Origin of the sequence: Idiomarina aquatica, assembly GCF_003987185.1 — a bacterium.
Taxonomy (GTDB): domain Bacteria; phylum Pseudomonadota; class Gammaproteobacteria; order Enterobacterales; family Alteromonadaceae; genus Idiomarina; species Idiomarina aquatica.
The window spans coordinates 1-24,513 of record NZ_PIPS01000004.1 but is presented as its reverse complement, the minus strand read 5'-3'; the positions used below and the strand labels follow the sequence as shown (position 1 = coordinate 24,513).

Here is a 24,513-nt window from a genome sequence, read left to right as displayed (position 1 = left end):
AAGCCTCAGAGTATTCTGTTTAGAGTACTTGGTGATGATGTTAAAAATCGGTTATTATTTGCTGATACTTTAATCAAAGCGCAAATGCCACTCGAGAAGAGCCAATGACAATAAAAACAATAAACAGGCTCCACCAGCCCCCTTTGCACGGCTCACGGCTGCGTCCAGTCACGCAGTCATTACTCTACATTTTTATACTCCTGTTCAGTATGTATGGCTATGCCCAAAAAGTCGTACACGAGCAATTTCTTGATGCACGTCTGGAAGATAAGCTGGATAACTATCTTGCCGTGGCAGGCGAGTCTGAAGCGCAGGCGAAAGCTTTACTGGCAGACATTGTGGCGCAGGTTTCTACGGATACGCCGCTGATTACGCGCGTAAGAGCGATAGCTTATCAAGCGAGCGAACTGGCTTATGAAGAGCGTTTTGAACAGGCCTATGCGCTGTTGGATGACCTCCGACAGGCGGCTAATCAAGTTGGGTTGGCAGATGCTCAAGCCGAAATACTGGCCTCACGCATAGACTTCCTGGTGATGGAGGGTAAACGCGGCGATGCTTTTTTACTGGTGCCCAGGTTGGAACGACTGCTGGACGAGACACGCACGCCACGGATTCGCTATTACGGCCATAACTTGCTGTCCTCTATCTATGTTGACTGGGAGCGTTTTGATTCAGCGCTTCAGCACTTACTGCAGGCGCAGCAGGCGTTGGGAGAAATGGATTCATCGCTGAATGAGGGCCGGCGGCTGTATTTGCTCAGTCGCATTGCCAACATTCAAATCTCATTGGAACAGTGGGATGCTGCTATTTTAACGGTTGAGGAAACCGTGCCAGAAGCCGTGGAAAAAGGCTATCAGGGCCTCGCTTATGATTTGTGGTTTTCGAAATATTATGCCGAAATTTCGATTGGCGATTACGAGCGGGCACTGCAGTCATTAAGACGGGCTTACCAGCTGGCGCAGGAACTGGAAGCTGATTACCAGGAAGTCATCATTCTCAATAACTTCGGTGATACTTATCTCCGGCTGGATCGGTTTGAGCAGGCGCGTGAGCATTTGCTGGAAGCTCGTGATAAGGCGGAAGCACTGGGATTTGATGAAATGCTCAGTACCATCGATTTTAATCTTGGTTTCATTGCAGTGAAACAGGGAGACAGTCTGGGCATCAAGCAGATGGAAGAAGCGACCCAGATCTTTCGTGACAGCTTGTCGCAATCGGAACTCGAGATGGTGCTCGGTGAATTAGCTCAGGCCTATGCATTGATAGGTGACTATGCAGCCGAGGCTGAGATTTTGCGTGAGCGTATCAAGTTGAAAGAGCGCATTCTGAAGGACGCGCAATTAGAAAAAATGACGGAGTTGCAAGCCGTCTACAAATCACGCGACGATGCACAGCAGATTGAGCTGTTGGAACAGCAGAATGAATTAAAAGAGCAAATCATTAAAAATAGTGAACAACAACGCATTGTATGGATCTTGTTTACCGCATTTTCTGCCGTTTGTCTGGTGCTGGTATTTTTGTTGTACCGCAAATCGAAGCGTGCCAATCAACAGTTAAATCGCGCTAATGAGCAACTGGCCGATCAATCATTGAAGGATCCGTTGACCGGTCTTTGGAACCGACGAGCGCTGCAAGAGCGCATGCTCGACCGCGCTCGTTCCCTAGACAAGAGTCAGGATGGCTTACTGTTGCTTGATATTGATCGTTTTAAGCAGATTAATGATCGGCATGGCCACGCCGGTGGTGACAAGGTTCTCACCGAATTAAGCAAGCGGTTACAAAACATCTGCCGCGATTCAGACATTCTGGTGCGCTGGGGTGGAGAGGAATTTCTGTTTTATGTGAAAGGCATTAAACAGAGTAGCCTGCTCCAACTGGCCGAACGTATTTTGCGTACGGTTGCCGAGAACCCAATTAAAATAAATGATGAGTTGATCAGTATCACCACCAGCATAGGGTTTATTGAACTGCCGTTTGCTGATCTCAGCGAACAGCAAGTGGACTGGGAACGCGCACTACAGATTGCCGATATGGCGCTCTACACCTGCAAGGCAAGAGGCCGTAATCGAGCGTGTGGCGTTACCGAGTTGCTGGTTGATTATGATACGGCGTGCAATGCACTCGAACACGACTTAAATGAAGCCATGAACAACAACTGGATCACGCTGACGGTGATCGAAGGGCCACAACAATGAAACTGTCGCAGTTTGGTCCGGGCGCGCTGGTAGCGGCAGCCTTCATTGGTCCGGGAACGGTAGTAACGGCGTCGTTGGCGGGCGCCAATTTCGGCTACGCGCTACTATGGGCTTTGCTGTTTTCCGTGCTCGCCTGTCTGATCCTGCAAGAGATGGCGTTACGTGTTGGTGTGATTACGCAAAAAGGGCTGGGTGAGAATATTCGGGAAAATTTAACGCATCCCGCCAGTCGCGGTTTTTTCATCGCCTTGGTTTTTGCGGCCGTTGTCGTTGGTAACAGCGTCTATCAGGGCGGTAACTTATCGGGCGCCAGCCTGGGCCTGGCCGGACTGTTGGGGGATTTCAGCTTAACGTCGTTAGGGCTTGAAAATGCATGGCCAGTGGCGGTAGGTGCGGTAGCGTTCGCGGTGCTGTGGAGTGGTAGTGCGAGGCTCATTGAGAAAGCACTTATTGGTTTAGTACTGCTAATGAGTCTGGCTTTTATTGGCACCTTCGTATTAACCCAGCCTGACGTGATGGGGCTGTTGAAAGGACTTTTTATCCCGTCAATGCCAAGCGGCGCAACGCTCACGGTAGTGGCGTTGATTGGTACCACAGTGGTGCCTTACAACCTTTTTCTGCACGCATCCAGTGCCGCTAAAAAGTGGCAAACAGCGTCACAGCTGAAACAGGCACAACAAGACAGTCTGCTGTCGATTCCGTTGGGCGGGTTAATTTCGATGGCGGTGTTGGCGACTGCGGCATCGGCTTTCTTTGGTCGCGAGAGCACCATCGACAGCGCCGCTGATCTGGCGCAATCGTTGGAACCGCTGTTTGGCGTCGGAGCTCAGTATCTGATGGCGATAGGGCTGTTTGCGGCTGGGATCTCCTCTGCTACCACGGCGCCGTTGGCATCGGCCTACGCCCTCAGCGGTATTATGGGTTGGTCAGGTCACTTAAAAAGCCGTTCGTTCCGGGCCACCTGGAGTATTATCTTACTGATCGGGATTGTTATCAGTAGCGCAGGCATCAAGCCTGTCAGCGTGATTTGGCTGGCGCAGGTAGCTAACGGCATTTTGCTGCCAGTAATGGCCGGCTTCATCTGGTGGTTATGCAATAAGCCACATTTGGGCAGTTACCGCAACAATACCCGGCAGAATCTATTGGCTGGCGTTATCATGTTGGTGTCACTGCTACTCAGTGGTAAGAGCCTGATGGCGGCTTTTTTTTAGGTCCTTCACATATTTTAATTGACAAAGTCTGAATATCGCTCTATATCGTCTTTGTCGTTTCTGAGCGACAGACTTTTTGTTCGGTTTTAGTCTGTAGGAAGGGCTTGCCATGACCACTATGACTCGTGAGTCTCTGTTAAAGAGATCATTTAATGACTTTCGTAATTATCCTTACGGCTTTTCTCGCTCCGGTGATTTCTCTATTCGCGAAAGTGATGCTTTGACCCAATACGGCTGTCTGATTACGGCATTACTGAACGGTGATTACCAGCCTCAGAACCAAGAGGATGAGGCTTTATTGGCTTCGGCTCGCGGTGAACAGGCGCCACAGACATTGGTTGAAAAAGCGTGGGCCAAATATCAGGCGCGCATTCATCGCCCCAAAGTGGCCAGCATGTATGGCCGGGGTAAGTTTGCCGATGAGAGTTTTGGTTCGGGTTCCGCTGAGGACAGTGAAGACGATTTGATCGTTGAAGATTAATTGAGGTCAGCGGCAGTCAACGTAACAGTAACTGCCGCTTTCCTGTTTTGCCTGCTTTTTGGCCTCGCTGGCCAGAGCCGCTACCTGATGATGCGATTGAATCGTGTCAGCACTGACAATCACCAACCCAACCGCCAATGACGTTAGCGGAAAACTCTGCTGTTGACCGTTACGGCCGGTCGCCAACACATACCCTCGTTGCTTATCCTGCGTTGAATAAAAGGTCGTAATGTGTTGTTCAAAGGCGTCGATGACCTGTTTGCATATGACTTCGGCGACCTCTGTTTTACGGAAAATCACCACAAAATCATCACCCCCGATATGGCCAATAAAGGTATACGGGCTGTCCGCATACTGAACCAGTAGTTGGCCGAGTTGACGAATGACTTCGTCACCTTTGGCATAGCCATAATTGTCGTTGAAAGGCTTAAAGTGATTAATATCAAAGTAAGCGATGGCAAACGATTGGCGAGCGGCCAGCAGTTCATCCAGGTGCTGATGAATGGGAACGTTACCCGGCAGTAACGTCAGTGGATTAGCGTAACGCGCGTTCTGTATGCGCAGTTCAGTAATGCGCTTTAACAGATCCCGAACGGATGCAACGCCTAAAAACTGTTGCTTTTGAGTAACGATAAACTCGCGGAATATATCGACGTCATCGTCATCGGTGATAATGGTCGATACGGTATCAATGGGGGTGTTACAGTCAACGACAACCGGGTTGCTGTCCATCACCCTTGAAACCTCCTTGTTCGCATAAAGCGCCCGCCCATAGGAGCCTGAAAACAGCTCCATTAATGACTCCCGACGTAACATGCCGACCGCTTTGCCATTGTCAACGATCGGAATTGAACACAAGGTCCTACGGTTACTGAACAACTCCAACGCATTATGGGCTTTGTCAAAAGGCGATAACGTAATGGCATCGCGAGTAACGCTGGCAATGGTATCCGGGTTGGGCGCAATGGTGTTACGGGCTTGCGGCAATAAGTGCTCAACGGGCAATGTTTGTGGTGGATTTTTGGTGGGTCTGGCAAACAAAAAACCCTGACAAAGGAAAAGATTAAGGTGGTGCAGTTGGTGAAACTCTTCGATGGTTTCAATACCTTCAGCAATGACTTTCGCATTTACCTTGCGGGCTAAAGAGGTAATCGACTGTACAAATTCACGCTTGGTCGGCTGGTTGTTTAAGTCACTGATGAAGTAGCGGTCGATTTTGACAAAATCAGGTTTAATTTCCGACCACAGTTTAAGGCCCGAATAGCCCGCGCCTAAGTCGTCAATGGCGACTAAAAAACCTAATTGTTGGTAATGGAGTACCGCCTCCTTTAGCAGCTCAGGCTGCTGTATTGGGTAGCGTTCAGATAATTCAATGACAATACGGCGAGGGTCAATCCCCAGCTGCTGGGAGAGCCTCAGCGTGGTACCGTGAGGATGATCACTATCCTGTAAGACATTAGGATTTACGTTCAGAAATAAGCGCGCGTCGGTATCTAACAGTAAGAATTCCCTTATTGCGGCTTCGCGGCAGGCCAGCTCCAGCTCTGACAGTAAATCATGCTGTTGCGCGGCACTGAACAGCGCATCAGGAAATTCGAGGGGATGACCCTGCGGACCACGAATCAGTGCTTCATAACCAATAATGTGTTCTTCTGCGGTATCGATTATTGGCTGGAACAGCGGAAACAGCTGTTTGGATTCAATAAGTTTGAGCAGTTCGCGCGCAGAATTCATAACCCTCAGGCGGTTTGTTAATTTAATGGCAGAGGGCAGTTTACTTAATTTCTGTGACAGAGCTGTTACAGCTAAAGGTAAAGGCGAGGCCGGCACAGCAGCAAAGGCTGTGCCGGAGGTGTTGATTATTGTTCGCGGGCAATGGCACGATGGGCAATGTCGGTGCGGAAGTAGACGTTATCCCACTGGATCTGTTGCACCAGTTGATAAGCACGCTGTTGCGCCTGGGTTACGTTATCACCAAGTGCGGTACAACATAAAACACGTCCGCCGCTGGTAACGACCTGACCGTCTTTGATGGCCGTGCCGGCATGGAATACTTTGCTGTCTTCGGTAGCGGCCGGAATACCGGTTATCACATCGCCTTTGTTGTAGCTCTCTGGATAGCCTCCTGCGGCCATGACCACACCAACCGCGGCGCGGTTATCAAACGCAACTGGTGTTTGCTTAAGCTCACCGTTAATCGCCAGTTGACACAGTTCAACCAGGTCGGACTGCAGGCGCATCATGATTGGCTGAGTTTCCGGGTCTCCGAAACGGCAGTTGTATTCAAGCACTTTGGCACTGCCATCTTCGGCAATCATCAAGCCAGCGTACAGAAAGCCAGTATAGGGATGACCTTCCGCTGCCATACCATCAACGGTTGGCTTAATCACGTGTTGCATCACCCAATCGTGTACCGTCGGGGTAACGACAGGGGCAGGAGAGTAAGCGCCCATACCACCTGTGTTGGGACCCTTGTCGCCGTTGTCACGTGCTTTGTGATCTTGACTGGAGGCAAAAGCAACGGCGTCTTTACCGTCAACCATGACAATAAACGATGCTTCTTCACCCTGTAGAAATTCTTCAATAACCACACGGTGACCGGCTTCGCCGAAACGGTTACCGGCCAACATATCGTCAATGGCGGAATCGGCTTGTTCAAGCGTTTCGGCTATGATGACGCCTTTACCCGCAGCCAAACCGTCGGCTTTAATGACGATCGGTAACGGTTGTTGACGAACATAAGCCTTAGCAGCATCACGGTCGGTAAAGTTCTGGTAGGCGGCGGTTGGAATGTTATGACGCTGCAGGAAGTCTTTACTGAACGCTTTTGAGCCTTCAAGCTGAGCCGCTGCTGCAGTCGGCCCGAAAATCGCAAGGCCCGCTTCGGTAAAGCGATCAACAATACCGGCGACAAGCGGCGCCTCAGGACCGACGATGGTCAGATCAACCGCCTGCTGTTGTGCAAATGCCAGTAACCCATCGACATCTTCTGCGTTAATGTCAATATTTTGCAAGCCTTGCTCTGTTGCGGTACCTGCATTGCCGGGAGCAACAAAGACTTCATCCACTTTTGGCGACTGCGCCGCTTTCCACGCCAGGGCGTGCTCGCGGCCACCACCGCCGACAACCAAAACTTTCATGGGTATCCTTATTCTATCGGTTTTCTGAATTTTAATGTGAAGCGATCACTCTCACCAATCGCCTTATAAATTTCTGCGTCATCACCTTCCTCCACATTCAGTGTCGGTGGTAAGTTCCAAACCCCATTGGGGTGGTCTGCCGTATCTTTCGGATTGGCGTTAATTTCACTGCGCTCGACCAGCTCAAAGCCCGCCTGTTGCGCCAGTTCAATCACCCAGCTCTCTTTGATGTAACCACTGTTTGCCATGGCCTCATCGTCGGCTGACTCCGGTAAGCGATGGTCAACCACACCAAGCATGCCATCTGGTACCAGAGCCTGATGGAATTGACGGAAGGCATTTAATACCGCTTCTTCGCCACCATTCATGTACCAATTGTGCAGGTTACGGAAGGTTAATACACGGTCGGCACTGTTTGGCGGTGCGATATCCGAGCTCAGCTGAGTCACCGGTGAAAACTGGGTTAATTGCACATTACCAAACACCGCTTCGCTGGCAAGGCGTTCTTTAAACTTGCTGAGTGAACGCTGATAGTAGTTGCTGTCGCTCTCTTCAGGGAAGTGAGCCGCATAAAATGTACCTTCCTCGGCTAGGTAAGGAGCCAGGATTTCACTGTAGTAACCACCGCCGGGCCAAATTTCTACCACAGTCATGGAGGGTTCCAGTTCAAAAAATGCGAGCGTCTCAGCGGGATGCCGGAAAGCGTCTCGTTGAACGAATGCCGGCGTACGGTCACTGTGGCTGACCGCCTGTTCAATGGTCATGGCGGCGCCCTGTTCGGTACTGGCGGGCGCCGCAGATTGTGGCGCCGAGTCACAGGCTGATAAAGCGAGCAATGACGTCATGGTTAATGCGATTGCAGAATATTTCATATAACTGCCTCTTTAGTTGTTATAAGTGTTGGTAAGATTAGCCCCGAATGTTCGGGGCGGCAAATAACATCACTTATCACTACGCATTAATGACGGAAATGGCGCATTCCGGTAAAGACCATCGCGATACCATGTTCATCCGCGGCGGCAATGATTTCTTCATCCCGAATTGAGCCACCGGGTTGGATGATGGCTTTGATACCCGCTGCGGCGGCGGCATCAATACCGTCCCTGAACGGGAAGAACGCATCCGAAGCCATCACGGAGCCTTCGACTTGTAAGCCTTCATCAGCGGCTTTGATGCCGGCAATCTTGGCACTGTAGACACGGCTCATCTGACCGGCACCAACGCCGATGGTCATGCCGTCTTTGGCATACACAATCGCATTTGATTTGACGAACTTGGCGACTTTCCAGCAGAACTTAAGATCCGCCAGCTGTGTCTCGGTCGGCTGTACCTTACTGACGACTTTTAGTTCGTCCGGGTTAAAGTCTTCGAGATCGGCTTGTTGTACCAATAAGCCACCGTTAACCCGCTTAAAGTCCCACTGAGCGTCAGTTGGTTGCCACTGCCCACACTCCAGTAAGCGCACGTTTTTCTTCTCGGCAACGATACGAACGGCTTCGTCGGTCACTTTAGGCGCGATGATCACTTCGACAAATTGTTTATCGATGATGGCTTTTGCGGTGGCTGCATCAAGTTCTCGGTTGAAGGCGATAATACCGCCAAAAGCCGAAGTCGGGTCGGTCATAAATGCGCGTTGATAGGCATCGGCAATGCTTTCGCCAATGGCTACACCGCATGGGTTGGCGTGTTTAACGATGACACAGGCCGGCTGCGTAAAGCTTTTCACGCATTCCAGTGCGGCATCGGTATCGGCGATGTTATTAAAGGATAACGCTTTACCCTGCAATTGCTTGGCGCTGGAAACCGTACCCGATGGACTCTCCGCTTCGGTGTAAAAAGCTGCTTTTTGGTGGCTGTTCTCACCATAACGAAGGCTTTGTTTGTGTTGAAACTGCATATTATAAGTGTTGGGGAAATCAGCTTCACCGCTTAACTTACCACCTAGGTAATTGGCGATCATGCCATCGTATTGAGCGGTGTGCTCAAACGCGGCAACGGCCAGCTTGAAGCGTGTTTCCGCCGATACCGCGTTGGCGTTCTCTGACATTTCGTCGAGTACGCGTTGATAGTCATCGCTGTTAACCACGATGGTGACGTCTTTATGGTTTTTAGCCGCTGCGCGAACCATGGTTGGGCCACCGATATCAATGTTTTCAATGGCATCCGCTAAGGTGCAGTCAGGCGCAGCGACGGTTTTTTTAAAGGGATACAAATTAACCACAACCAAATCGATGGCAGCGATTCCCTGCTCTTTCATGACATCCTGGTCGACGTCACGACGCCCTAAGATACCGCCGTGAATTTTTGGGTGCAGTGTTTTGACACGCCCCCCCATGATTTCTACCTGGCCAGTGTGTTCTGATACATCTTTAACATCGATGTTGGCGTCACGAAGAAGTTTAGCAGTACCTCCGGTTGAGAGGATTTCTACGCCTTTTGCCGCCAGTTGCGTCGCGAATTCGACGATACCAGTTTTGTCAGAAACACTTATGAGAGCGCGTTGAATCGGTTGGCTTTGCATCACTTAACCTTAACTTTCTGTCGTAATATTAAAAACATTATAAAAAAAAGAGCGCCAAAAGGCGCTCTTAATCACAGGGATCAGTTCATTCCGTATTTCTTCAGCTTTTTGCGAAGCGTACCACGGTTAATGCCTAGCATAGTAGCGGCGCGGGTTTGATTGCCGCGAGTGTAAGTCATCACTTCTTCCAGCAACGGAGCTTCTACCTCAGACAGCACCAGCTCATACAATTCTTCAGGGTCTTGACCGTCAAGTTGACGTAAAAAGCTGTTGAGCGCTTGCTTTACCGAATCGCGTAAAGGCTTCGGCTGTGAGTTATTACCAATGGTAGTTAAAGGTGATGTGTTCTCACGGTTAGGATTTTGATCAAACATAGTGCGCTTATCTCTTCTCTACAGTGACAAAATAATGTTCTAGCGTATCGAGCTGCTCGTTAGGCTGCTCGATTTGGTTAAACTGTTGGCGCATTTCGCGACCGCCAGGGCGTTCATTCAGATACCATCCCACATGCTTACGGGCAATACGGACCCCTTGATAATCACCGTAAAACTGGTGCAATCGTTTGACATGTTTGAGCACTGTCTCAGCCACCTCATCGTTTGATGGCTTTGGATGGTGCTCTCCGTGTCGGAGGTAATGATCAATTTCACGGAATAACCACGGGTTTCCCTGGGCTCCGCGACCAATCATAATGGCATCTGCTCCGGTATTATCTAATACCGATTTTGCTTGTTCCGGACAGGTAATATCTCCGTTTGCAACAACCGGAATGGAAACCGCTTGTTTTATCGCCCGGATGGTGTCGTATTCAGCGTTCCCTTTGTACATACAGGCGCGTGTGCGACCATGTATGGCAAGTGACTGAATACCACAACGTTCTGCGATTTGTGCGATTTCGATGCCGTTCTTATGCTCTGGATCCCACCCTGTACGGGTTTTTAAGGTCACCGGAACATCAACTGCCTCGACCACCGCGGTGAGAATCTTCTCAACCAACGCTGGATGTTGCATTAACGCAGACCCTGCCAGTTTTTTATTCACTTTTTTCGCCGGACAGCCCATATTGATATCAATAATTTGGGCGCCCATCGCGACATTCACGCGCGCAGCTTCGGCCATCAAATGCGGCTCAGAACCCGCTATTTGAACAGCTCGAATACCTAGCTCACCAGAATGATCCATGCGTTGCCGCGATTTGTCGGTATGCCAAACCTTCGGATTGCTGGAAAGCATTTCCGAAACGGTCATTCCAGCCCCCAGTTCATGGCATAACTGCCGGAACGGCTGGTCAGTCACACCGGCCATCGGAGCAAGGATCACATTGTTGATTAATTGGTATTGGCCAATCCGCATCGGTCAAAAACTACGCAGCGAAAAGGGTGAAGAATTTTATGGAATTTAACGCCTAAAGAAAAGGCTAAAAAGTATGCAAATTTAGCCTTTTTTTAAGTTTTTACTATTGACAAAAATAGAGGATGGCTAAGCCATAACGCCTAGCGAGAGCGTACTCCCGATAACATCACCCAATCGCCATCGACAACCACAGGGTCAAAGTCAATGGCATGCTGATACGCCGCCATAACATCGTCAGCCTGGCGTTCTAAGATGCCTGACATCACTAAGCGACCCTTTGGTGCTACATAGTCAAGGATGACTGCAGCAAGCTCGCGCAGAGGCCCTGCCAGCACGTTTGCCAGCACCAGCTCCGCTTTCGCGGTCGGTTGTTCAGACGGTAGGTACACATCAAACGCATCAGCGACGCCATTACGTTCCGCATTTTCAACGGTTGCGATCAGTGCCTGACGGTCAATATCAATGCCAATCGCGTGCTTGGCGCCAAGCATCAACGCAGCGATGCCCAAAATGCCTGAGCCACACCCGAAATCGACCACACTTGCGTTCGTTGGCGGGTTTCCATCGAGCCAACGTAAGCACATGGCCGTAGTGGGGTGCGTACCGGTACCAAAAGCCATGCCGGGATCGAGCAAAATATTGACGGCACTCGGCTCAGGAACCTCTCGCCAACTGGGGCAAATCCAAAGCCTTTCACCAAACTGAATCGGGTGAAACTTGTCCATCCATTCTCGTTCCCAGTCTTTGTCTTCCAGACCGTCGAGTTTGTATTGTAGCGGTGAGGGTAGCACTTTCGCCTTTTCGAGGTTGGCGATAACCGGTTTCATATCGACGGCGGCGTCGAACAGCCCGGTAACCAGACTGTGCTTCCACAATAACACTTTGCCAAGCGGCGGTTCGAAAATGGGATTATCCGCCGCATCGCGATACGTGACGGCCTGAGCACCATTAGCCATGAGCATGTCCCCGACCTGCGGGGCATGCTCTTCAGTACTTGATAGGGTAAGTTGGATCCAAGGCACCGGCCTAATGCCCTCCAAGACCGAGTTTTTTCTCAAGATAGTGGATGTTGGTACCACCATGCTGGAAGTTTTCATCGGCCATGATGTCTTTCTGTAACGGCACGTTGGTTTTAATGTTTTCAATGATAAGTTCGCTCAGTGCGTTACGCATACGAGCGATAGCGATATCACGGTTTTCTCCGTATGTGATCAGCTTACCGATCATTGAATCGTAGTTAGGCGGCACGGTGTAGTCGGCATAAACGTGAGAGTCCCAGCGTACACCAAATCCACCTGGCGAGTGGAAGCGAGTGATTTGGCCCGGTGAAGGAATGAACGTATCGGGATCCTCAGCATTGATACGGCACTCAATCGCGTGACCACGAATCACCACATCTTCCTGATTAATCGACAACTGACGGCCGGCTGCGATGCGCAGTTGTTCTTTGATCAGATCGATACCTGTCACCATCTCAGTGACCGGGTGCTCTACCTGAATTCGGGTATTCATTTCGATAAAGTAGAACTCGCCGTTTTCATACAGGAATTCGAAGGTACCGGCACCCCGGTAGCCAATTTCAATACAGGCTTTCGCGCAGCGTTCACCAATAAATTTACGCATTTCCGGCGTGATACCTGGTGCTGGAGCTTCCTCCACGACTTTTTGGTGCTTACGTTGCATAGAACAGTCACGTTCGCCCAAGTGAATCGCGTTGCCCTGGCCGTCGGCTAACACCTGAACTTCGACGTGACGAGGGTTTTCCAGGAACTTCTCCATATAAACCACAGGGTTACCGAACGCTGCCCGCGCCTCGTTCTGGGTCATGGTGATCGCGCTCAACAGTTCACTTTCCTGACGCACAACACGCATACCACGGCCACCACCGCCGCCGGCCGCTTTGATAATAATCGGATAACCAATGCGTTTGGCCAACTTAATATTGCGCTCGTCGTCGTCATCGAGAGGACCGTCTGAGCCAGGTACACAAGGAACACCGGCCTTTTTCATGGCTTTAATGGCGGATACTTTGTCACCCATCAAGCGAATGACGTCAGCGGTCGGTCCGACAAAAACGAAACCGGATTTCTCAACTTGCTCGGCAAAGTCCGCGTTCTCTGCAAGGAAACCGTAACCTGGGTGGATGGCTGCCGCATCGGTGATTTCGGCGGCACTGATAATGCGTGGAATGTTCAAATAACTTTCCGATGCCGGTGCTTTACCGATGCATATGGACTCGTCAGCCAGCAGTACGTGCTTTAAATTTCTGTCTACGGTCGAGTGCACGGCTACGGTTTTAATCCCTAGCTCCTTACACGCCCGCAAGATTCGTAAGGCAATTTCGCCACGGTTGGCGATAACCACTTTATCTAACATGATAAATTCCTGAACGTTGGTCGTTGTTTAGCGGTTAATGTTGCTTGGCTTATTCGATGACGAACAGAGGCTGGTCAAACTCAACCGGCTCTTCGTTCTCGACCAGAATCTGCTTAACAACGCCGCTTTTATCGGCTTCGATTTGGTTCATCATTTTCATTGCTTCAACGATACACAGTGTGTCGCCGACATTCACTTTTGAACCTACAGTGACAAACGGGCTGGCGTCAGGAGAAGGAGCTTCGTAGAAGGTGCCAACCATGGGTGAGCGCACGATATGACCGCTTGGTTCTTCCGTTGCCGGAGCTGCTGCAGCGTCCTGGTTTGCCGGTGCCGCCGCAGGAGCTGCTGCGGGTGCTGGTTGTGGTGCCGCATATTGCATAGGTGCAGGTTGTGCGCTGTAGCGGTTGATGCGCACCGACTCTTCGCCCTCAGTGATTTCAAGCTCTGCGATACCGGATTCTTCTACAAGTTCGATCAGTTTTTTAATTTTACGAATATCCATGATAACCGTTTGCCTCAATTAGGATTGTAATTGTTTGATGATCGCGAGTAACGCCAACGAATAACCGTAGCTGCCAAAACCACTTAACGTGGCTTCTGCGGCATCGGCTAAATACGAATGGTGACGAAAGCTTTCGCGTCGGTAAATATTAGAGATATGTACTTCATAAAAGGGGATGGCAACCGCCGTCAGGGCGTCGCGCAACGCAATACTGGTATGCGAGTAGGCTGCCGCATTAATAATAATGTAATCAACAGTGCCACGCGCAGCATGAACGGCGTCTATCAGTTCGGCTTCATTGTTGGACTGAAAGCAACTGAGGGTCAGCGAGTGCTGTTGTGCGAGTAATTCCAGTTGCTGCTGAATGTCACTCAGCGTTTCGGCACCATAAATGCCCGGCTCACGTGTGCCCAGCAAATTTAAGTTGGGTCCGTTAAGCACCAGGATATTAGCTTTTTGAGACGTTTTTGGGTTCATTTTGCTGCCAAATGTTGCGAACGTGTCGACTTAATAGTCTATGGTTAACATGTCGACTATTCAAAACAAAAAAAGTTTCTATGTTCCGCATTATAGAACACTGAGCGGTGATTGCAGTAAAATACTGGTCTTATCACCGCTTTTAGCCGCAAGTTCCCGATTATTAATCGGCTTTCATGGCTTCGAGGTGCTCTAAAAATCGCTCGGCGTCCTGAAAGCCTGTGACACGCCAACCGGTTAACTCAGTTCCCTGTGGATTAAAGAACAGCACCGTGGGTAGACCCATAACCTGATAGTGCGTCAGGATTTGCTGATCGACGGCGTCGTTTTTGGTGACGTCGGCTTGGAGTAGTCGCATCGAGCTGAGCTCAGCTTGTACTTCGGCGTTGCTGAACGTGTATTGTTCAAACTCCTTACAGGCGACACACCAGTCCGCATAGAGATCCAGCATCACCCACTGACCATTTTCCGTTGCCTTGGCAAGCTGCTGTTCAATATCGCCTAATGAGTTAACGGCGGTGAATAAGGCGTGAGACTGTTCAGCGCGCTCGAGTTTATCAACCTGCCAGAAAATACCGCCGACGGTGCCACTGACCAAAACCACAAACAGTATGGTTTGGGCGCCGCGATGAGTCAGGGTTTGTAAATGCTGACCCATAAAAACGGCGAGTGCGACAAAATAACCAATCCATAACCAGAATGCTTGTTGTGTGGACAGCAGTCGCTCTATCAGCACCACCACCACCGCCAGTAGTAACCAACCAAAGGCGTGCTTGATGGCGGTCATCCAGGCACCGGCTTTGGGTAATAACTTACCGCCGGATACCCCGAAGATCATCAGTGGGACGCCCATGCCCAGGCTCAGTGCGTATAAGATTGCAGCGCCGGACATGACATCGCCGGACTGCGCAATATAGAGCAGCGCACCGGATAATGGGGCCGTTGTGCAGGGTGAGGCAACCAGACCGGAAATCATGCCGATGACAAAGACACCGGCGACGTTACCACCGCGCTGCTGACCACTGATTTGCTGTAATTTACTCTGCCATGAACTTGGTAACTGCAGGGTAAATAAGCCCAGCATGCTAAGTGCAAAGATACCAAACGCAACGCTCAAAACGATCAACACGGCGGGATGTTGAAAGTAGGCTTGATACTGCATTCCGGCCATCGCAACCAGTAACCCCAATAATGAGTAAGTGATCGCCATGCCCTGTACGTAAATAAAAGAAAGCCATAATGCGTTTTTGAAGGTGCGCGGCTTGTCGCCGATCACCACCGATGACAAAATCGGATACATCGGGAACACACAAGGGGTGAAGGCCAAACCAATACCGAGCGCGAAAAACAATGCCAGCGATAGCAATAACGACTGTTGTTCAAGGCCAAACAAGCCTGGTCCAGACGAGGTTGCAGGTGCGGCAGCCGGTGCCGCTGCAGAACGTTGTTGGTCCGCCCCGGCCAGAGTGATTGTGGTCGGTGGATAACATAAACCGGCGTCAGCACAGCCCTGATATTGTAGTTCAACCCTACTGCCTTGGTAGTCTGACGACAGCTGTACCTGGAATTCAAGGTAATCACGAAAGATCTGACTTTCGCCGAAAAACTCATCGACATGAGATTCCGAGGGCGGGAAATTAATGGGCTGAGCTAACGCATCCGCTGGCTTTACTTTGAATTGATGCTTATACAAGTAGTAGCCGGGTTGAACGTTGAAACTTACGGTAAGCTCACCCTTATCTTCACGCAGTTCTGGTGAAAAAGCCTCTTCAACGGGCAAAAATTCGGGCTCCGACTGGAACGGGTTATTGGACTGTGAAAACTCCGATTGTGCCTGTGCGGCAGAGCAGACTCCTAAAACGAGCCAAATTCCGAATACCCAAAACCACTTCTTCATTTTGTCTGTGCCTCAACCCAATCCAAATACGCCGGTAAACCATCGTCAATTTCAAAGCTTATGAGTTCAGGAGACTCATAGGAGTGATGTGTCTGAATCGCTTCTTTTAACGCCTCAAGTTTTAGTTTCGAGGTTTTGATGATCAGCAGGACTTCGCTATCGTCTTCGATTTTTCCCTGCCATTCGTAAACCGAACGAACGTGCGGCACAATGTTCACGCAGGCCGCAACACGCTGCTCAACCAGCAGATGAGCCAAGCGGCCGGCTTCATCATTATCGGCACATGTGCAAAATAGCATTCGGGTTGCATGTGACATGGTTTACCTCTACTCAAGTCCGGTCAATAGCCAAAAACGCACGCCGTCAAAATAACACAGTTACAGAAGGGGTTCGTGCTCAGGCACAAATTTTTTATAAAAATTTTCATCAAGACCTTGATAACGCAATTTCTTACCCCATCTATAGTGCACATTCATTTTTAAACGCCCCGAAGGGGTATTAACCACAAACATAACAGGTTGAGGAGTTATCAACGATGAAACTTCGTCCTTTACACGATCGAGTCATTATTAAACGCATCGAAGTCGAAGCAAAATCGGCGGGCGGTATTGTATTGACCGGTTCGGCGGCAGAAAAGTCTACTCGCGGTGAAGTTGTTGCAGTAGGCAATGGCCGCATTCTGGATAACGGTGAAGTGCGCGCGCTGGACGTAAAAGTCGGCGACAAAGTACTGTTCAACGAAGGTTACGGTGTGAAAACTGAAAAAATCGACGGTGAAGAGTACTTAATCATGAGCGAAAGCGACATTCTGGCGGTAGAAGAGTAAGCCGCTGTCTTGGGTCGTAGCAAGTTACACGCACAATCGTTAAACCGTATTTAAGAGGAAAGCAAAAATGGCAGCTAAAGAAGTTAAGTTTGGTAACACAGCGCGTCAAAAAATGCTGAAAGGCGTCAACGTTCTGGCTGACGCAGTAAAAGTTACATTAGGTCCGAAAGGCCGCAATGTTGTTTTGGACAAGTCGTTTGGCGCTCCGAACATCACTAAAGATGGTGTTTCTGTTGCAAAAGAGATCGAACTGGAAGACAAGTTCGAAAATATGGGCGCACAAATGGTGAAAGAAGTTGCGTCTAAAGCAAACGACGAAGCCGGTGACGGTACGACTACTGCTACCGTGTTGGCACAAGCCATCGTCAATGAAGGCCTGAAAGCCGTTGCGGCAGGCATGAACCCGATGGACCTGAAACGTGGTATCGACAAAGCCGTCATCGCCGCGGTTGCAGAACTGAAGAAAATTTCTCAGCCATGTGCCGACAGCAAAGCTATCGCTCAAGTAGGTACTATTTCTGCTAACTCCGATGAAACCATCGGTCAAATCATTGCTGAAGCGATGGATAAAGTGGGTCAGGAAGGCGTTATCACTGTTGAAGAAGGTCAGGCACTGACTGACGAACTGGACGTTGTTGAAGGTATGCAGTTCGACCGTGGTTACCTGTCTCCTTACTTCATTAACAACCAGGAGAGCGGTTCGGTTGAATTGGATAACCCGTTCATCCTGTTGGTTGACAAGAAAATCTCTAATATCCGTGAGTTGTTGCCGGTATTAGAAGGCGTTTCAAAAGCCGGTAAGCCTTTGCTGATCATCGCTGAAGATGTTGAAGGCGAAGCGTTAGCAACCTTAGTGGTAAACAACATGCGTGGCATTGTTAAAGTTGCTGCGGTTAAAGCGCCTGGCTTCGGCGACCGTCGTAAAGCCATGTTGCAGGACATTGCTGTATTGACTGGCGGTACCGTTGTTTCTGAAGAAATCGGTATGGAGCTGGAAAAAACTCAGTTGGAAGACCTGGGTACGGCGAAGCGCGTTGTTATCACTAAAGATAACACCACCGTGGTTGACGGTAACGGCGACGATGCAGCGATTGAAGGCCGCGTAACGCAAATCAAGCAGCAAATGGAAGAAACCACGTCTGATTATGACCGTGAGAAGCTGCAAGAACGTCTGGCGAAACTGGCTGGCGGTGTTGCGGTCATCAAAGTTGGTGCTGCTACCGAAGTTGAGATGAAAGAGAAGAAAGCTCGCGTTGAAGATGCACTGCACGCTACCCGTGCTGCGGTTGAAGAAGGCGTAGTCCCAGGTGGCGGTGTCGCACTGGTACGTGCGGCCAGCAAACTGGCTGACCTGCGTGGCGACAACGAAGAGCAGAACGTTGGTATCCGTTTGGCACTGCGCGCGATGGAAGCGCCTCTGCGTCAAATCGCGACTAACGCTGGTGCAGAAGCTTCTGTGGTCGCTAACAACGTTCGTGACGGCGAAGGCAACTTCGGTTACAACGCGGGTAACGACACTTATGGCGACATGCTGGAAATGGGTATCTTGGATCCAACCAAAGTAACTCGTTCAGCACTGCAATTCGCTGCTTCTGTTGGTGCGCTGATGATCACCACCGAAGCAATGGTTGCTGACCTGCCAAAAGACGATGACGCCGGCGCTATGGGCGGCGACATGGGCGGTATGGGTGGTATGGGCGGCATGATGTAATGCCGGCCTACTGGCCTTATCTCTAAAAAGGAGCCTGCGGGCTCCTTTTTTATTGGCAACCGTAAATCTTCAGTTAATTCCCTTGAGCTGTGGAATTTTTATGCTATCTCTTTGTCTTAGGAGTGATAACAAGTTTAGTCAGGAGGTGACTATGCGAACAATTCCAATGATTGCCGCTACCGCTGCGCTCGCACTACTGTCGACCACAGCTATCGCGGGAGAAGCGAAAGTAAGTTTTGAAAAAGTAGAAGATTATACCGACTTCGAGCCGGCCAGTGGTATTGAGGAACGTTTTCAAAAGCGTCAAATGGACGAATTAACGGCGTATTTTAACGAGCTGTCACAGCAACTACCGAAAGATCAGGTGCTAAACGTAACGGTAACGGATATTGATTTGACTGGACGTCTGGAGCCAACTTTTGGCGAAGGTGGCTCGAATTTCATCCGGGTTGTCCGTTCGATCGACTTCCCGGTGTTACATTTTAACTATCAGTTGCATGGCGCAGATGGCGCTGTCATAAAAGAAGATCAGGTTAAATTAAAAGACATGAGTTTCGATTTTGGCAGTATGGCAACCAAACGCTCGCAAAACGACGACTTATACTATGAGAAGAAAATGCTCAAAAGCTGGTTTGATGAAACCTTCTCTGAGCATCTAAAGACTAACCAGCCTGGCGAATCTGCTTAAGGCGGGCGAGCGTCTCGGTCATTAACTGGAGCTGCTGTACGATTGTTTGCAGCAGCTCTTCATCGTTTTTCTGTTGTTGCCATAACTCAACGTTCTCGGTAACTTCCTGAAGGTACGGCTGGAACCGGTTGCTTTTGGTTTTGAAACAACTCTGTTCAGCAAAAACATCCTGAAACTTCGCTTTACCTTGCTGGCGCAGTCCGTCGAGATAGGCATCAGCGTCCACCGTCTGGCGGTAAACAACCTGTAAATGTTGCTGCAGTTTTTGCTCGACTTGATTCATTGCTTCGCTCATAACATTCCTTCATTTATTCAAAAGCTGATAACTTAGTTACGTTGCCGTCTGGCATGATGGGCGTCTTACTGTGTTCTCCACCGACCTCTCGTACAAGTTTTGGTACCAAAAAGCCGGGTAAACGAATGTTCATTTGTTGCCATAAATATTGCGCTTTAGTATCCGTAACTTCAAAGTGCGCAGCACCGATTACCTTGTCCAGTTGGTGCAGGTAATAGGGTAACACATCAATATCAAATAGACGTTCACTCAGGTTAACCAAGGCGTCCGGAGTGTCATTGACGCCTTTTAACAGGACGCTCTGATTGAACAAATGAACGCCTGCCTGACGGAGTACAGCCATCGATTCGCCCAGTGAGGGCGAGATTTCGTTCGCGTGATTAGCATGAATCACCAACGATGCTTTTAATCTTGTCGCGGTTAAAGCGACCACCAGTTCCTGAGTGATACGTGCTGGAATAACGACCGGCAGACGACTGTGAATCCGGACTCGCTTCAGCGTTGGTATGTCGGCTAGCGCTGCAATGATTCGTTGTAATTGGTGGTCGCTGGCCATCAAAGGATCGCCCCCGCTCAGGATGACTTCGTTGACATCGGGGTGGTTAGACAGGTAAGCCAGTGTCTGTTCTAACTGATGCTGGTCAAAACGAACCTCGTCATACGGGAAGTGCCGTCGAAAACAGTAACGACAGTTAATCGCGCAGCCGCCCTTTAATATGATCAAAACCCGAGAACGATATTTATGCAGCAGCCCTTTAGCTTCGTCTTTAGCGGTATCAGCAGACTGCTCATGCAGCGGGTCAGTGCTATAGCCTGCTGGCGCATGAAATTCCTGCCGCAGCGGAAGCACTTGACGCAGCAGTGGGTCGTGGGGGTTGCCGGCTTCCATTAAGTGTACGAACGGGCGTGGAACACGCAACGGAAACAGTTGCCGAGCTTTAACGTCGGCGGAAAAATCGGCAGGATCTAACGCGACCGCGCGTAACAGTTCGTCAGGGCGAGTGAAAGCCCGCTGCAGCTCCATACGCCAGTCCGGACGAGTCAAAAGTCGAGCTTGATTCAAAATTCCCCCATTATTTGATCGACTGGGTCATTATTTTACCTGAAAATTTTCCTTGATTGTTTTATTATTGCCGCCAACAGAGTTATCGATTAAAGGAACGATATCATGGCAAATTATAGTACCAACGAGTTTAAAGGTGGTCTTAAGATCATGCAGGACGGCGAGCCGTGCAGCATTATCGAGAATGAAATGGTGAAACCTGGTAAAGGTCAGGCATTTAACCGCGTAAAAATCCGTAAGTTGATTAGCGGCAAAGTGGTTGAGAAGACCTTCAAATCCGGTGAGTCGGTTGAAGGCGCGGACGTTATTGAGCTGGAACTGGCGTATCTGTACAACGACGGCGAGTTTTGGCATTTCATGAATAATGAGACCTTTGAACAAGTTGCTGCAGATGCCAAAGCGGTTGGTGAGGCAGAAAAGTGGCTGGTTGAACAGGACGTATGTACTTTGACGCTGTGGGAAGGTAACCCAATTAATGTCCAGCCGCCGAACTTCGTGGAACTGGAAGTGACCGAAACCGATCCTGGTTTGAAAGGTGATACGGCGGGTACTGGTGGTAAACCTGCAACCTTGAGCACAGGTGCGGTGGTCCGTGTTCCGCTGTTCGTGCAAATTGGTGAAGTGATAAAAGTTGATACCCGTTCAGGTGAATACGTTTCGCGTGTACAGAAATAAGCGTTGCGGATAATGGACTGGCGATCTCAGGCATCAATTGAGGTTCTGCAACAGCGTGCAGAGCTGATGCGCCGAGTTCGCCAGTTTTTTTATGACAGAAAGGTGCTCGAAGTTGACACGCCAGCGCTGAGTCAACGGGGAGTAACCGACTGTCATTTGGAAAACCTCGTGACAACCCTCTCTGCCGATGCAACCGGCCAGGCGCTCGAGCTGTTCTTACAAACATCGCCAGAGTACGCTATGAAGCGTCTCTTAGCTCAGTATAAAACCAGCATTTACCAATTAAGTCATGTTTTTCGGGATGACGAAATTGGCCGACACCATAACCCTGAATTTATGATGCTGGAGTGGTATCGCATCGGTTTCTCGATGAATGATTTGATCGCTGAAGTGGCCGAGCTATTAACCGACTGCATTAATGCGCCTGCGACTGATATCATCACCTACCAACAGGCGTTTCTTGAACACACACAGTGTGATCCACTGACGGCCGCTGGTCGAGATGCGTTACATCAGCGGTTAAAACAACGCGATGACACGGCAAGCTGGATGCAGGCGGAAACAGACACCGATACCATGTTGCAACTTGCGTTTTATTTATGGGTTGAACCGAACTTACCCGCTGATCGTCCGGTTGCGATTACTCACTTTCCTGCGACACAGGCGGCACTAGCTCGGTTAAGTGAAACCGATGATCGAGTCGCGCTCCGCTTCGAAATCTATTACCAGGGGATTGAGCTGGCTAATGGGTATGATGAGTTGATCGATTCCGCCGTGCAGGCACAACGCTTTGCTCAGGATAATGAGCTCAGGCAAGCGCATTCGAAATTGATGAAAGCACCGGATGAACGATTATTGGCGGCATTAGAACACGGCATGCCAACGTGTGCTGGGGTTGCCCTCGGTTTTGACCGGTTGTTGATGATTGCGACCGGTGCCGATCATATTGCTCAAGTTCAGCCGTTTTCTGTTGCTAATTGTTAGCGCCAGATCAAACACTTCGATAAAAACTTAACCGATCCTCTTGGCAGTCGAAAGCGTATGTTATAATATAACAGCATTAAGTAAAGCGAGGCGGTTATGACACTATCAAAACAGAAAAAGTTGGACAGGGCGGGGATGTGGATCACCACACTTTGCGCGATCCACTGTCTGTTATTGCCTCTTATTTTGCCTTTGTTGGCACTGACCGGTATGGCATTCATCGGTGAAGACCTGTTGGAAAACACCATACTGGGTTTAAGCGTTGTGGTTGGCTTGTGGTCTTTAGTCGGAGGGGCTCGCCAACATGGTGAATGGCGCCTATTGATTCCACTGCTGGCAGGAGCCGTCATTTATTCCCAGCGGGACGTATTTGGCCATATCGGCGAACCTTTCATTATTTTGTTCGGTGCAGGTCTTATCATTTACGCTCATTGGAGCAACCTGCAACGCTCGCGAAAGCAGAGTCGCATCGCAGCCGCAACCGGCGCGATGCCAGAAGTTAGCTCTTCTTCTCTATAATGACACCAGCTTCAATATGGTCAGTGTACGGGAACTGATCAAATATCGCTGCTGCGGTTACTTCAAACTGTTCACCTAACGCCTCGATGTTTTCAATTAACGTCTCCGGATTGCACGATATGTATATGATCCGTGAATACTGGGCGACTAGCTCTAAGGCCAACTGATCAAGCCCTGCGCGCGGGGGATCTACTAAGACGGTCTGGCAATTAAACCGCTCAAGTTGTGCGTCGGCAGCGCGTTTGGACGCAAGTTTTCCCTGCATGGCCTGGCTAAAGTCTTCCGCCGACATTCTTACCACCGTAACATTATCGATCTCATTAAGCCTTGCACCCTCGCGTGCCGCGTGCACAGAACTCTTGCTGATTTCGGTTGCCAGTACCTGCCGAAATTGCTGTGCTAACGGCAACGTGAAGTTGCCATTACCGCAGTAAAGTTCTAATAAATCGTGTTGGGCGTTACCCGCATGCCGACTTACCCACTCAATCATTTGCTGATTGATACCGGCATTCGGTTGGGTAAAGCTGTTTTCGGTTTGAATCGATTGGTAATCTCTGCCATTCACAGTAACGCGTTCGGTAACGGACTCCTCACCGAATACCACTTTCTGCTTTCGTGCTCTGCCAATCAGATGAACAACATCGGCATAGCTTTGTAAGTGTTGGTGTAATCCTGCCGCGGCTGCTTGCCACTCGTCATCGAGAGGACGGTGATAGAGAACAGAGACAATAGCCTGTTGAGTGGTCGTGGTTAAGAAGTCGACTTGAAACAGTTTGCGCCGGAGTAATGGTTTATCGATGACGTAATCGCGTACGGCCTGCATCAAACGATTAATGAGCTCACTGCCCGGCAGGAACTGATCCATACGCACTTTTTCACGCGTCTCTGGGTTAAACATAATGTAGTAGAGGTCGTCCCCTTCGTGCCAAAGCCGAAACTCGGCACGCATACGGTAATGGACGGGAGCGGATGGAAACACCTCAAAATCCGTTACCCCGACTTTGCGGTACTGTTGGCGCATGCTGTCGCGCTTAGCATTTAGTTGTTGCTGATAGTCGAGCTCGCCAATGGCTTTATGCGTCATTATTCCTGCCTGCTGTGATAAAGCGAATTAATATCAGTCTATTGTAAGGTATATAAAAGGCCGCTGCGAGTGGCGTAAACGAGCAATAAAACAGCGAATGATGTTAATTTTGATCACATTTGCTGATGAAGTAATCAAACGGCAATAAAACCAGTTAAAATTGCAAAAAAGGCCTTGACGGTGCGAGATAAATCTCTAAAATGCGCTCCACGTTCGAGGCAGGCAACGAAGCCGCCGAAAACAGAAGTTTTCTAAAAAATCTTTTTTCAAAAAAGTGTTGACGGAAAACTTCAGGTGTGTAGAATACGCACCTCTCGCAGCAGCGCTGCTGAGAAACGCTCTTTAACAATATATCAAGCCAAGCAAACTGTGTGGGCACTTGCAGAAGTTAAGCAAAACGAACTATGTATTGCAACTTTTGAATGAGTGTTCAGCAAGGTTTCAAATTTGAAGCTAAGCAAAAACGCGTAATTCATTGAGTTGATTGAACTACTTTTAATTGAAGAGTTTGA

General features: G+C 49.6%; 24 protein-coding genes. 9 read left to right on the top strand and 15 right to left on the bottom strand.

Going from position 1 to position 24,513, the window contains the following annotated elements:
• The first annotated feature begins 104 nt into the window (after positions 1–104).
• From CWE23_RS11180 to CWE23_RS11170, 3 genes are all read left to right on the top strand, one after another.
• Positions 105–2,195, top strand: coding sequence for a tetratricopeptide repeat-containing diguanylate cyclase (locus CWE23_RS11180; protein WP_126820301.1), 2,091 nt, complete (start codon positions 105–107; stop codon positions 2,193–2,195).
• The gene (locus CWE23_RS11175) at positions 2,192–3,406 is read left to right on the top strand and encodes an Nramp family divalent metal transporter (protein WP_126820300.1); all 1,215 of its coding nucleotides are present in this window, start codon (positions 2,192–2,194) and stop codon (positions 3,404–3,406) included. The genes CWE23_RS11180 and CWE23_RS11175 overlap by 4 nt, the downstream gene beginning before the upstream one ends.
• Positions 3,407–3,515: 109 nt before the next feature.
• A complete protein-coding gene (locus CWE23_RS11170; protein ID WP_105307356.1) occupies positions 3,516–3,887 on the top strand; it encodes a MaoP family protein in 372 nt (123 codons plus the stop codon).
• A 6-nt stretch (positions 3,888–3,893) separates the two neighbouring features.
• Here CWE23_RS11170 and CWE23_RS11165 read toward each other — a convergent pair whose 3' ends face one another.
• The 12 genes from CWE23_RS11165 to cutA all read right to left on the bottom strand — a co-directional run bounded on the left by CWE23_RS11165 (position 3,894) and on the right by cutA (position 16,455).
• Positions 3,894–5,621 carry a bifunctional diguanylate cyclase/phosphodiesterase gene (locus CWE23_RS11165; RefSeq protein WP_126820299.1) on the bottom strand — a complete coding sequence of 576 codons (1,728 nt, stop codon included), beginning with the start codon at positions 5,619–5,621 and terminating at the stop codon, positions 3,894–3,896.
• Between the two features lie 125 nt (positions 5,622–5,746).
• On the bottom strand, positions 5,747–7,027 hold the full coding sequence (gene purD, locus CWE23_RS11160; protein ID WP_126820298.1) for a phosphoribosylamine--glycine ligase: 1,281 nt from the start codon (positions 7,025–7,027) through the stop codon (positions 5,747–5,749).
• A gap of 8 nt (positions 7,028–7,035) precedes the next feature.
• Positions 7,036–7,899: a class I SAM-dependent methyltransferase gene (locus tag CWE23_RS11155; protein WP_126820297.1), complete on the bottom strand. Its 864-nt coding sequence runs from the start codon at positions 7,897–7,899 to the stop codon at positions 7,036–7,038.
• An 86-nt stretch (positions 7,900–7,985) separates the two neighbouring features.
• Positions 7,986–9,548, bottom strand: coding sequence for a bifunctional phosphoribosylaminoimidazolecarboxamide formyltransferase/IMP cyclohydrolase (purH, locus tag CWE23_RS11150; protein WP_105307352.1), 1,563 nt, complete (start codon positions 9,546–9,548; stop codon positions 7,986–7,988).
• Between the two features lie 80 nt (positions 9,549–9,628).
• Positions 9,629–9,922 carry a DNA-binding transcriptional regulator Fis gene (gene fis / locus CWE23_RS11145; protein WP_105307351.1) on the bottom strand — a complete coding sequence of 98 codons (294 nt, stop codon included), beginning with the start codon at positions 9,920–9,922 and terminating at the stop codon, positions 9,629–9,631.
• A 7-nt stretch (positions 9,923–9,929) separates the two neighbouring features.
• Complete coding sequence (gene dusB, locus CWE23_RS11140; RefSeq protein ID WP_105307350.1) at positions 9,930–10,901, bottom strand: tRNA dihydrouridine synthase DusB; 972 nt, start codon at positions 10,899–10,901, stop codon at positions 9,930–9,932.
• Positions 10,902–11,041: 140 nt separating this feature from the next.
• Positions 11,042–11,923: a 50S ribosomal protein L11 methyltransferase gene (gene prmA, locus CWE23_RS11135; RefSeq protein ID WP_105307349.1), complete on the bottom strand. Its 882-nt coding sequence runs from the start codon at positions 11,921–11,923 to the stop codon at positions 11,042–11,044.
• Positions 11,924–11,927: 4 nt separating this feature from the next.
• Positions 11,928–13,277 carry an acetyl-CoA carboxylase biotin carboxylase subunit gene (gene accC / locus CWE23_RS11130; protein WP_105307348.1) on the bottom strand — a complete coding sequence of 450 codons (1,350 nt, stop codon included), beginning with the start codon at positions 13,275–13,277 and terminating at the stop codon, positions 11,928–11,930.
• 49 nt (positions 13,278–13,326) lie between these two features.
• On the bottom strand, positions 13,327–13,782 hold the full coding sequence (gene accB / locus CWE23_RS11125) for an acetyl-CoA carboxylase biotin carboxyl carrier protein (RefSeq protein ID WP_105307347.1): 456 nt from the start codon (positions 13,780–13,782) through the stop codon (positions 13,327–13,329).
• Positions 13,783–13,800: 18 nt separating this feature from the next.
• Positions 13,801–14,259: a type II 3-dehydroquinate dehydratase gene (gene aroQ, locus CWE23_RS11120; RefSeq protein ID WP_126820296.1), complete on the bottom strand. Its 459-nt coding sequence runs from the start codon at positions 14,257–14,259 to the stop codon at positions 13,801–13,803.
• 163 nt (positions 14,260–14,422) lie between these two features.
• The gene (locus CWE23_RS11115; protein ID WP_105307345.1) at positions 14,423–16,156 is read right to left on the bottom strand and encodes a protein-disulfide reductase DsbD; all 1,734 of its coding nucleotides are present in this window, start codon (positions 16,154–16,156) and stop codon (positions 14,423–14,425) included.
• Complete coding sequence (gene cutA / locus CWE23_RS11110) at positions 16,153–16,455, bottom strand: divalent-cation tolerance protein CutA (protein WP_241970626.1); 303 nt, start codon at positions 16,453–16,455, stop codon at positions 16,153–16,155. The genes CWE23_RS11115 and cutA overlap by 4 nt, the downstream gene beginning before the upstream one ends.
• 236 nt (positions 16,456–16,691) lie before the next feature.
• Here cutA and CWE23_RS11105 point away from each other — a divergent pair, with 236 nt between their 5' ends.
• The 3 genes from CWE23_RS11105 to CWE23_RS11095 all read left to right on the top strand — a co-directional run bounded on the left by CWE23_RS11105 (position 16,692) and on the right by CWE23_RS11095 (position 19,381).
• Positions 16,692–16,982, top strand: a complete 291-nt coding sequence (locus CWE23_RS11105; protein ID WP_105307343.1) for a co-chaperone GroES — start codon at positions 16,692–16,694, stop codon at positions 16,980–16,982.
• A gap of 67 nt (positions 16,983–17,049) precedes the next feature.
• Positions 17,050–18,693, top strand: a complete 1,644-nt coding sequence (groL, locus tag CWE23_RS11100; RefSeq protein ID WP_105307342.1) for a chaperonin GroEL — start codon at positions 17,050–17,052, stop codon at positions 18,691–18,693.
• Between the two features lie 151 nt (positions 18,694–18,844).
• Positions 18,845–19,381, top strand: a complete 537-nt coding sequence (locus tag CWE23_RS11095; RefSeq protein ID WP_105307341.1) for a DUF3016 domain-containing protein — start codon at positions 18,845–18,847, stop codon at positions 19,379–19,381.
• On the opposite strand, the gene CWE23_RS11090 is transcribed toward CWE23_RS11095, so the two are convergent.
• Positions 19,356–19,676 (bottom strand): hypothetical protein, encoded by a 321-nt coding sequence (locus CWE23_RS11090; protein WP_105307340.1) that lies wholly within the window; start codon positions 19,674–19,676, stop codon positions 19,356–19,358. The two genes, CWE23_RS11095 and CWE23_RS11090, sit on opposite strands and share 26 nt — an antisense overlap.
• A 13-nt stretch (positions 19,677–19,689) precedes the next feature.
• Positions 19,690–20,739 (bottom strand): EF-P beta-lysylation protein EpmB, encoded by a 1,050-nt coding sequence (gene epmB / locus CWE23_RS11085; protein ID WP_316042234.1) that lies wholly within the window; start codon positions 20,737–20,739, stop codon positions 19,690–19,692.
• 105 nt (positions 20,740–20,844) lie between these two features.
• Here epmB and efp point away from each other — a divergent pair, with 105 nt between their 5' ends.
• The 3 genes from efp (at position 20,845) to CWE23_RS11070 (ending at position 22,917) form a co-directional block, all read left to right on the top strand.
• A complete protein-coding gene (gene efp, locus CWE23_RS11080) occupies positions 20,845–21,414 on the top strand; it encodes an elongation factor P (RefSeq protein WP_126820295.1) in 570 nt (189 codons plus the stop codon).
• Between the two features lie 12 nt (positions 21,415–21,426).
• On the top strand, positions 21,427–22,398 hold the full coding sequence (gene epmA, locus CWE23_RS11075; protein WP_105307337.1) for an elongation factor P--(R)-beta-lysine ligase: 972 nt from the start codon (positions 21,427–21,429) through the stop codon (positions 22,396–22,398).
• A gap of 96 nt (positions 22,399–22,494) precedes the next feature.
• Positions 22,495–22,917, top strand: a complete 423-nt coding sequence (locus CWE23_RS11070; protein WP_105307336.1) for a MerC domain-containing protein — start codon at positions 22,495–22,497, stop codon at positions 22,915–22,917.
• Here the strand turns inward: CWE23_RS11070 and trmA are convergent.
• The gene (gene trmA, locus CWE23_RS11065; RefSeq protein WP_105307335.1) at positions 22,898–24,001 is read right to left on the bottom strand and encodes a tRNA (uridine(54)-C5)-methyltransferase TrmA; all 1,104 of its coding nucleotides are present in this window, start codon (positions 23,999–24,001) and stop codon (positions 22,898–22,900) included. The genes CWE23_RS11070 and trmA overlap by 20 nt on opposite strands.
• Positions 24,002–24,513 lie beyond the last annotated feature (512 nt).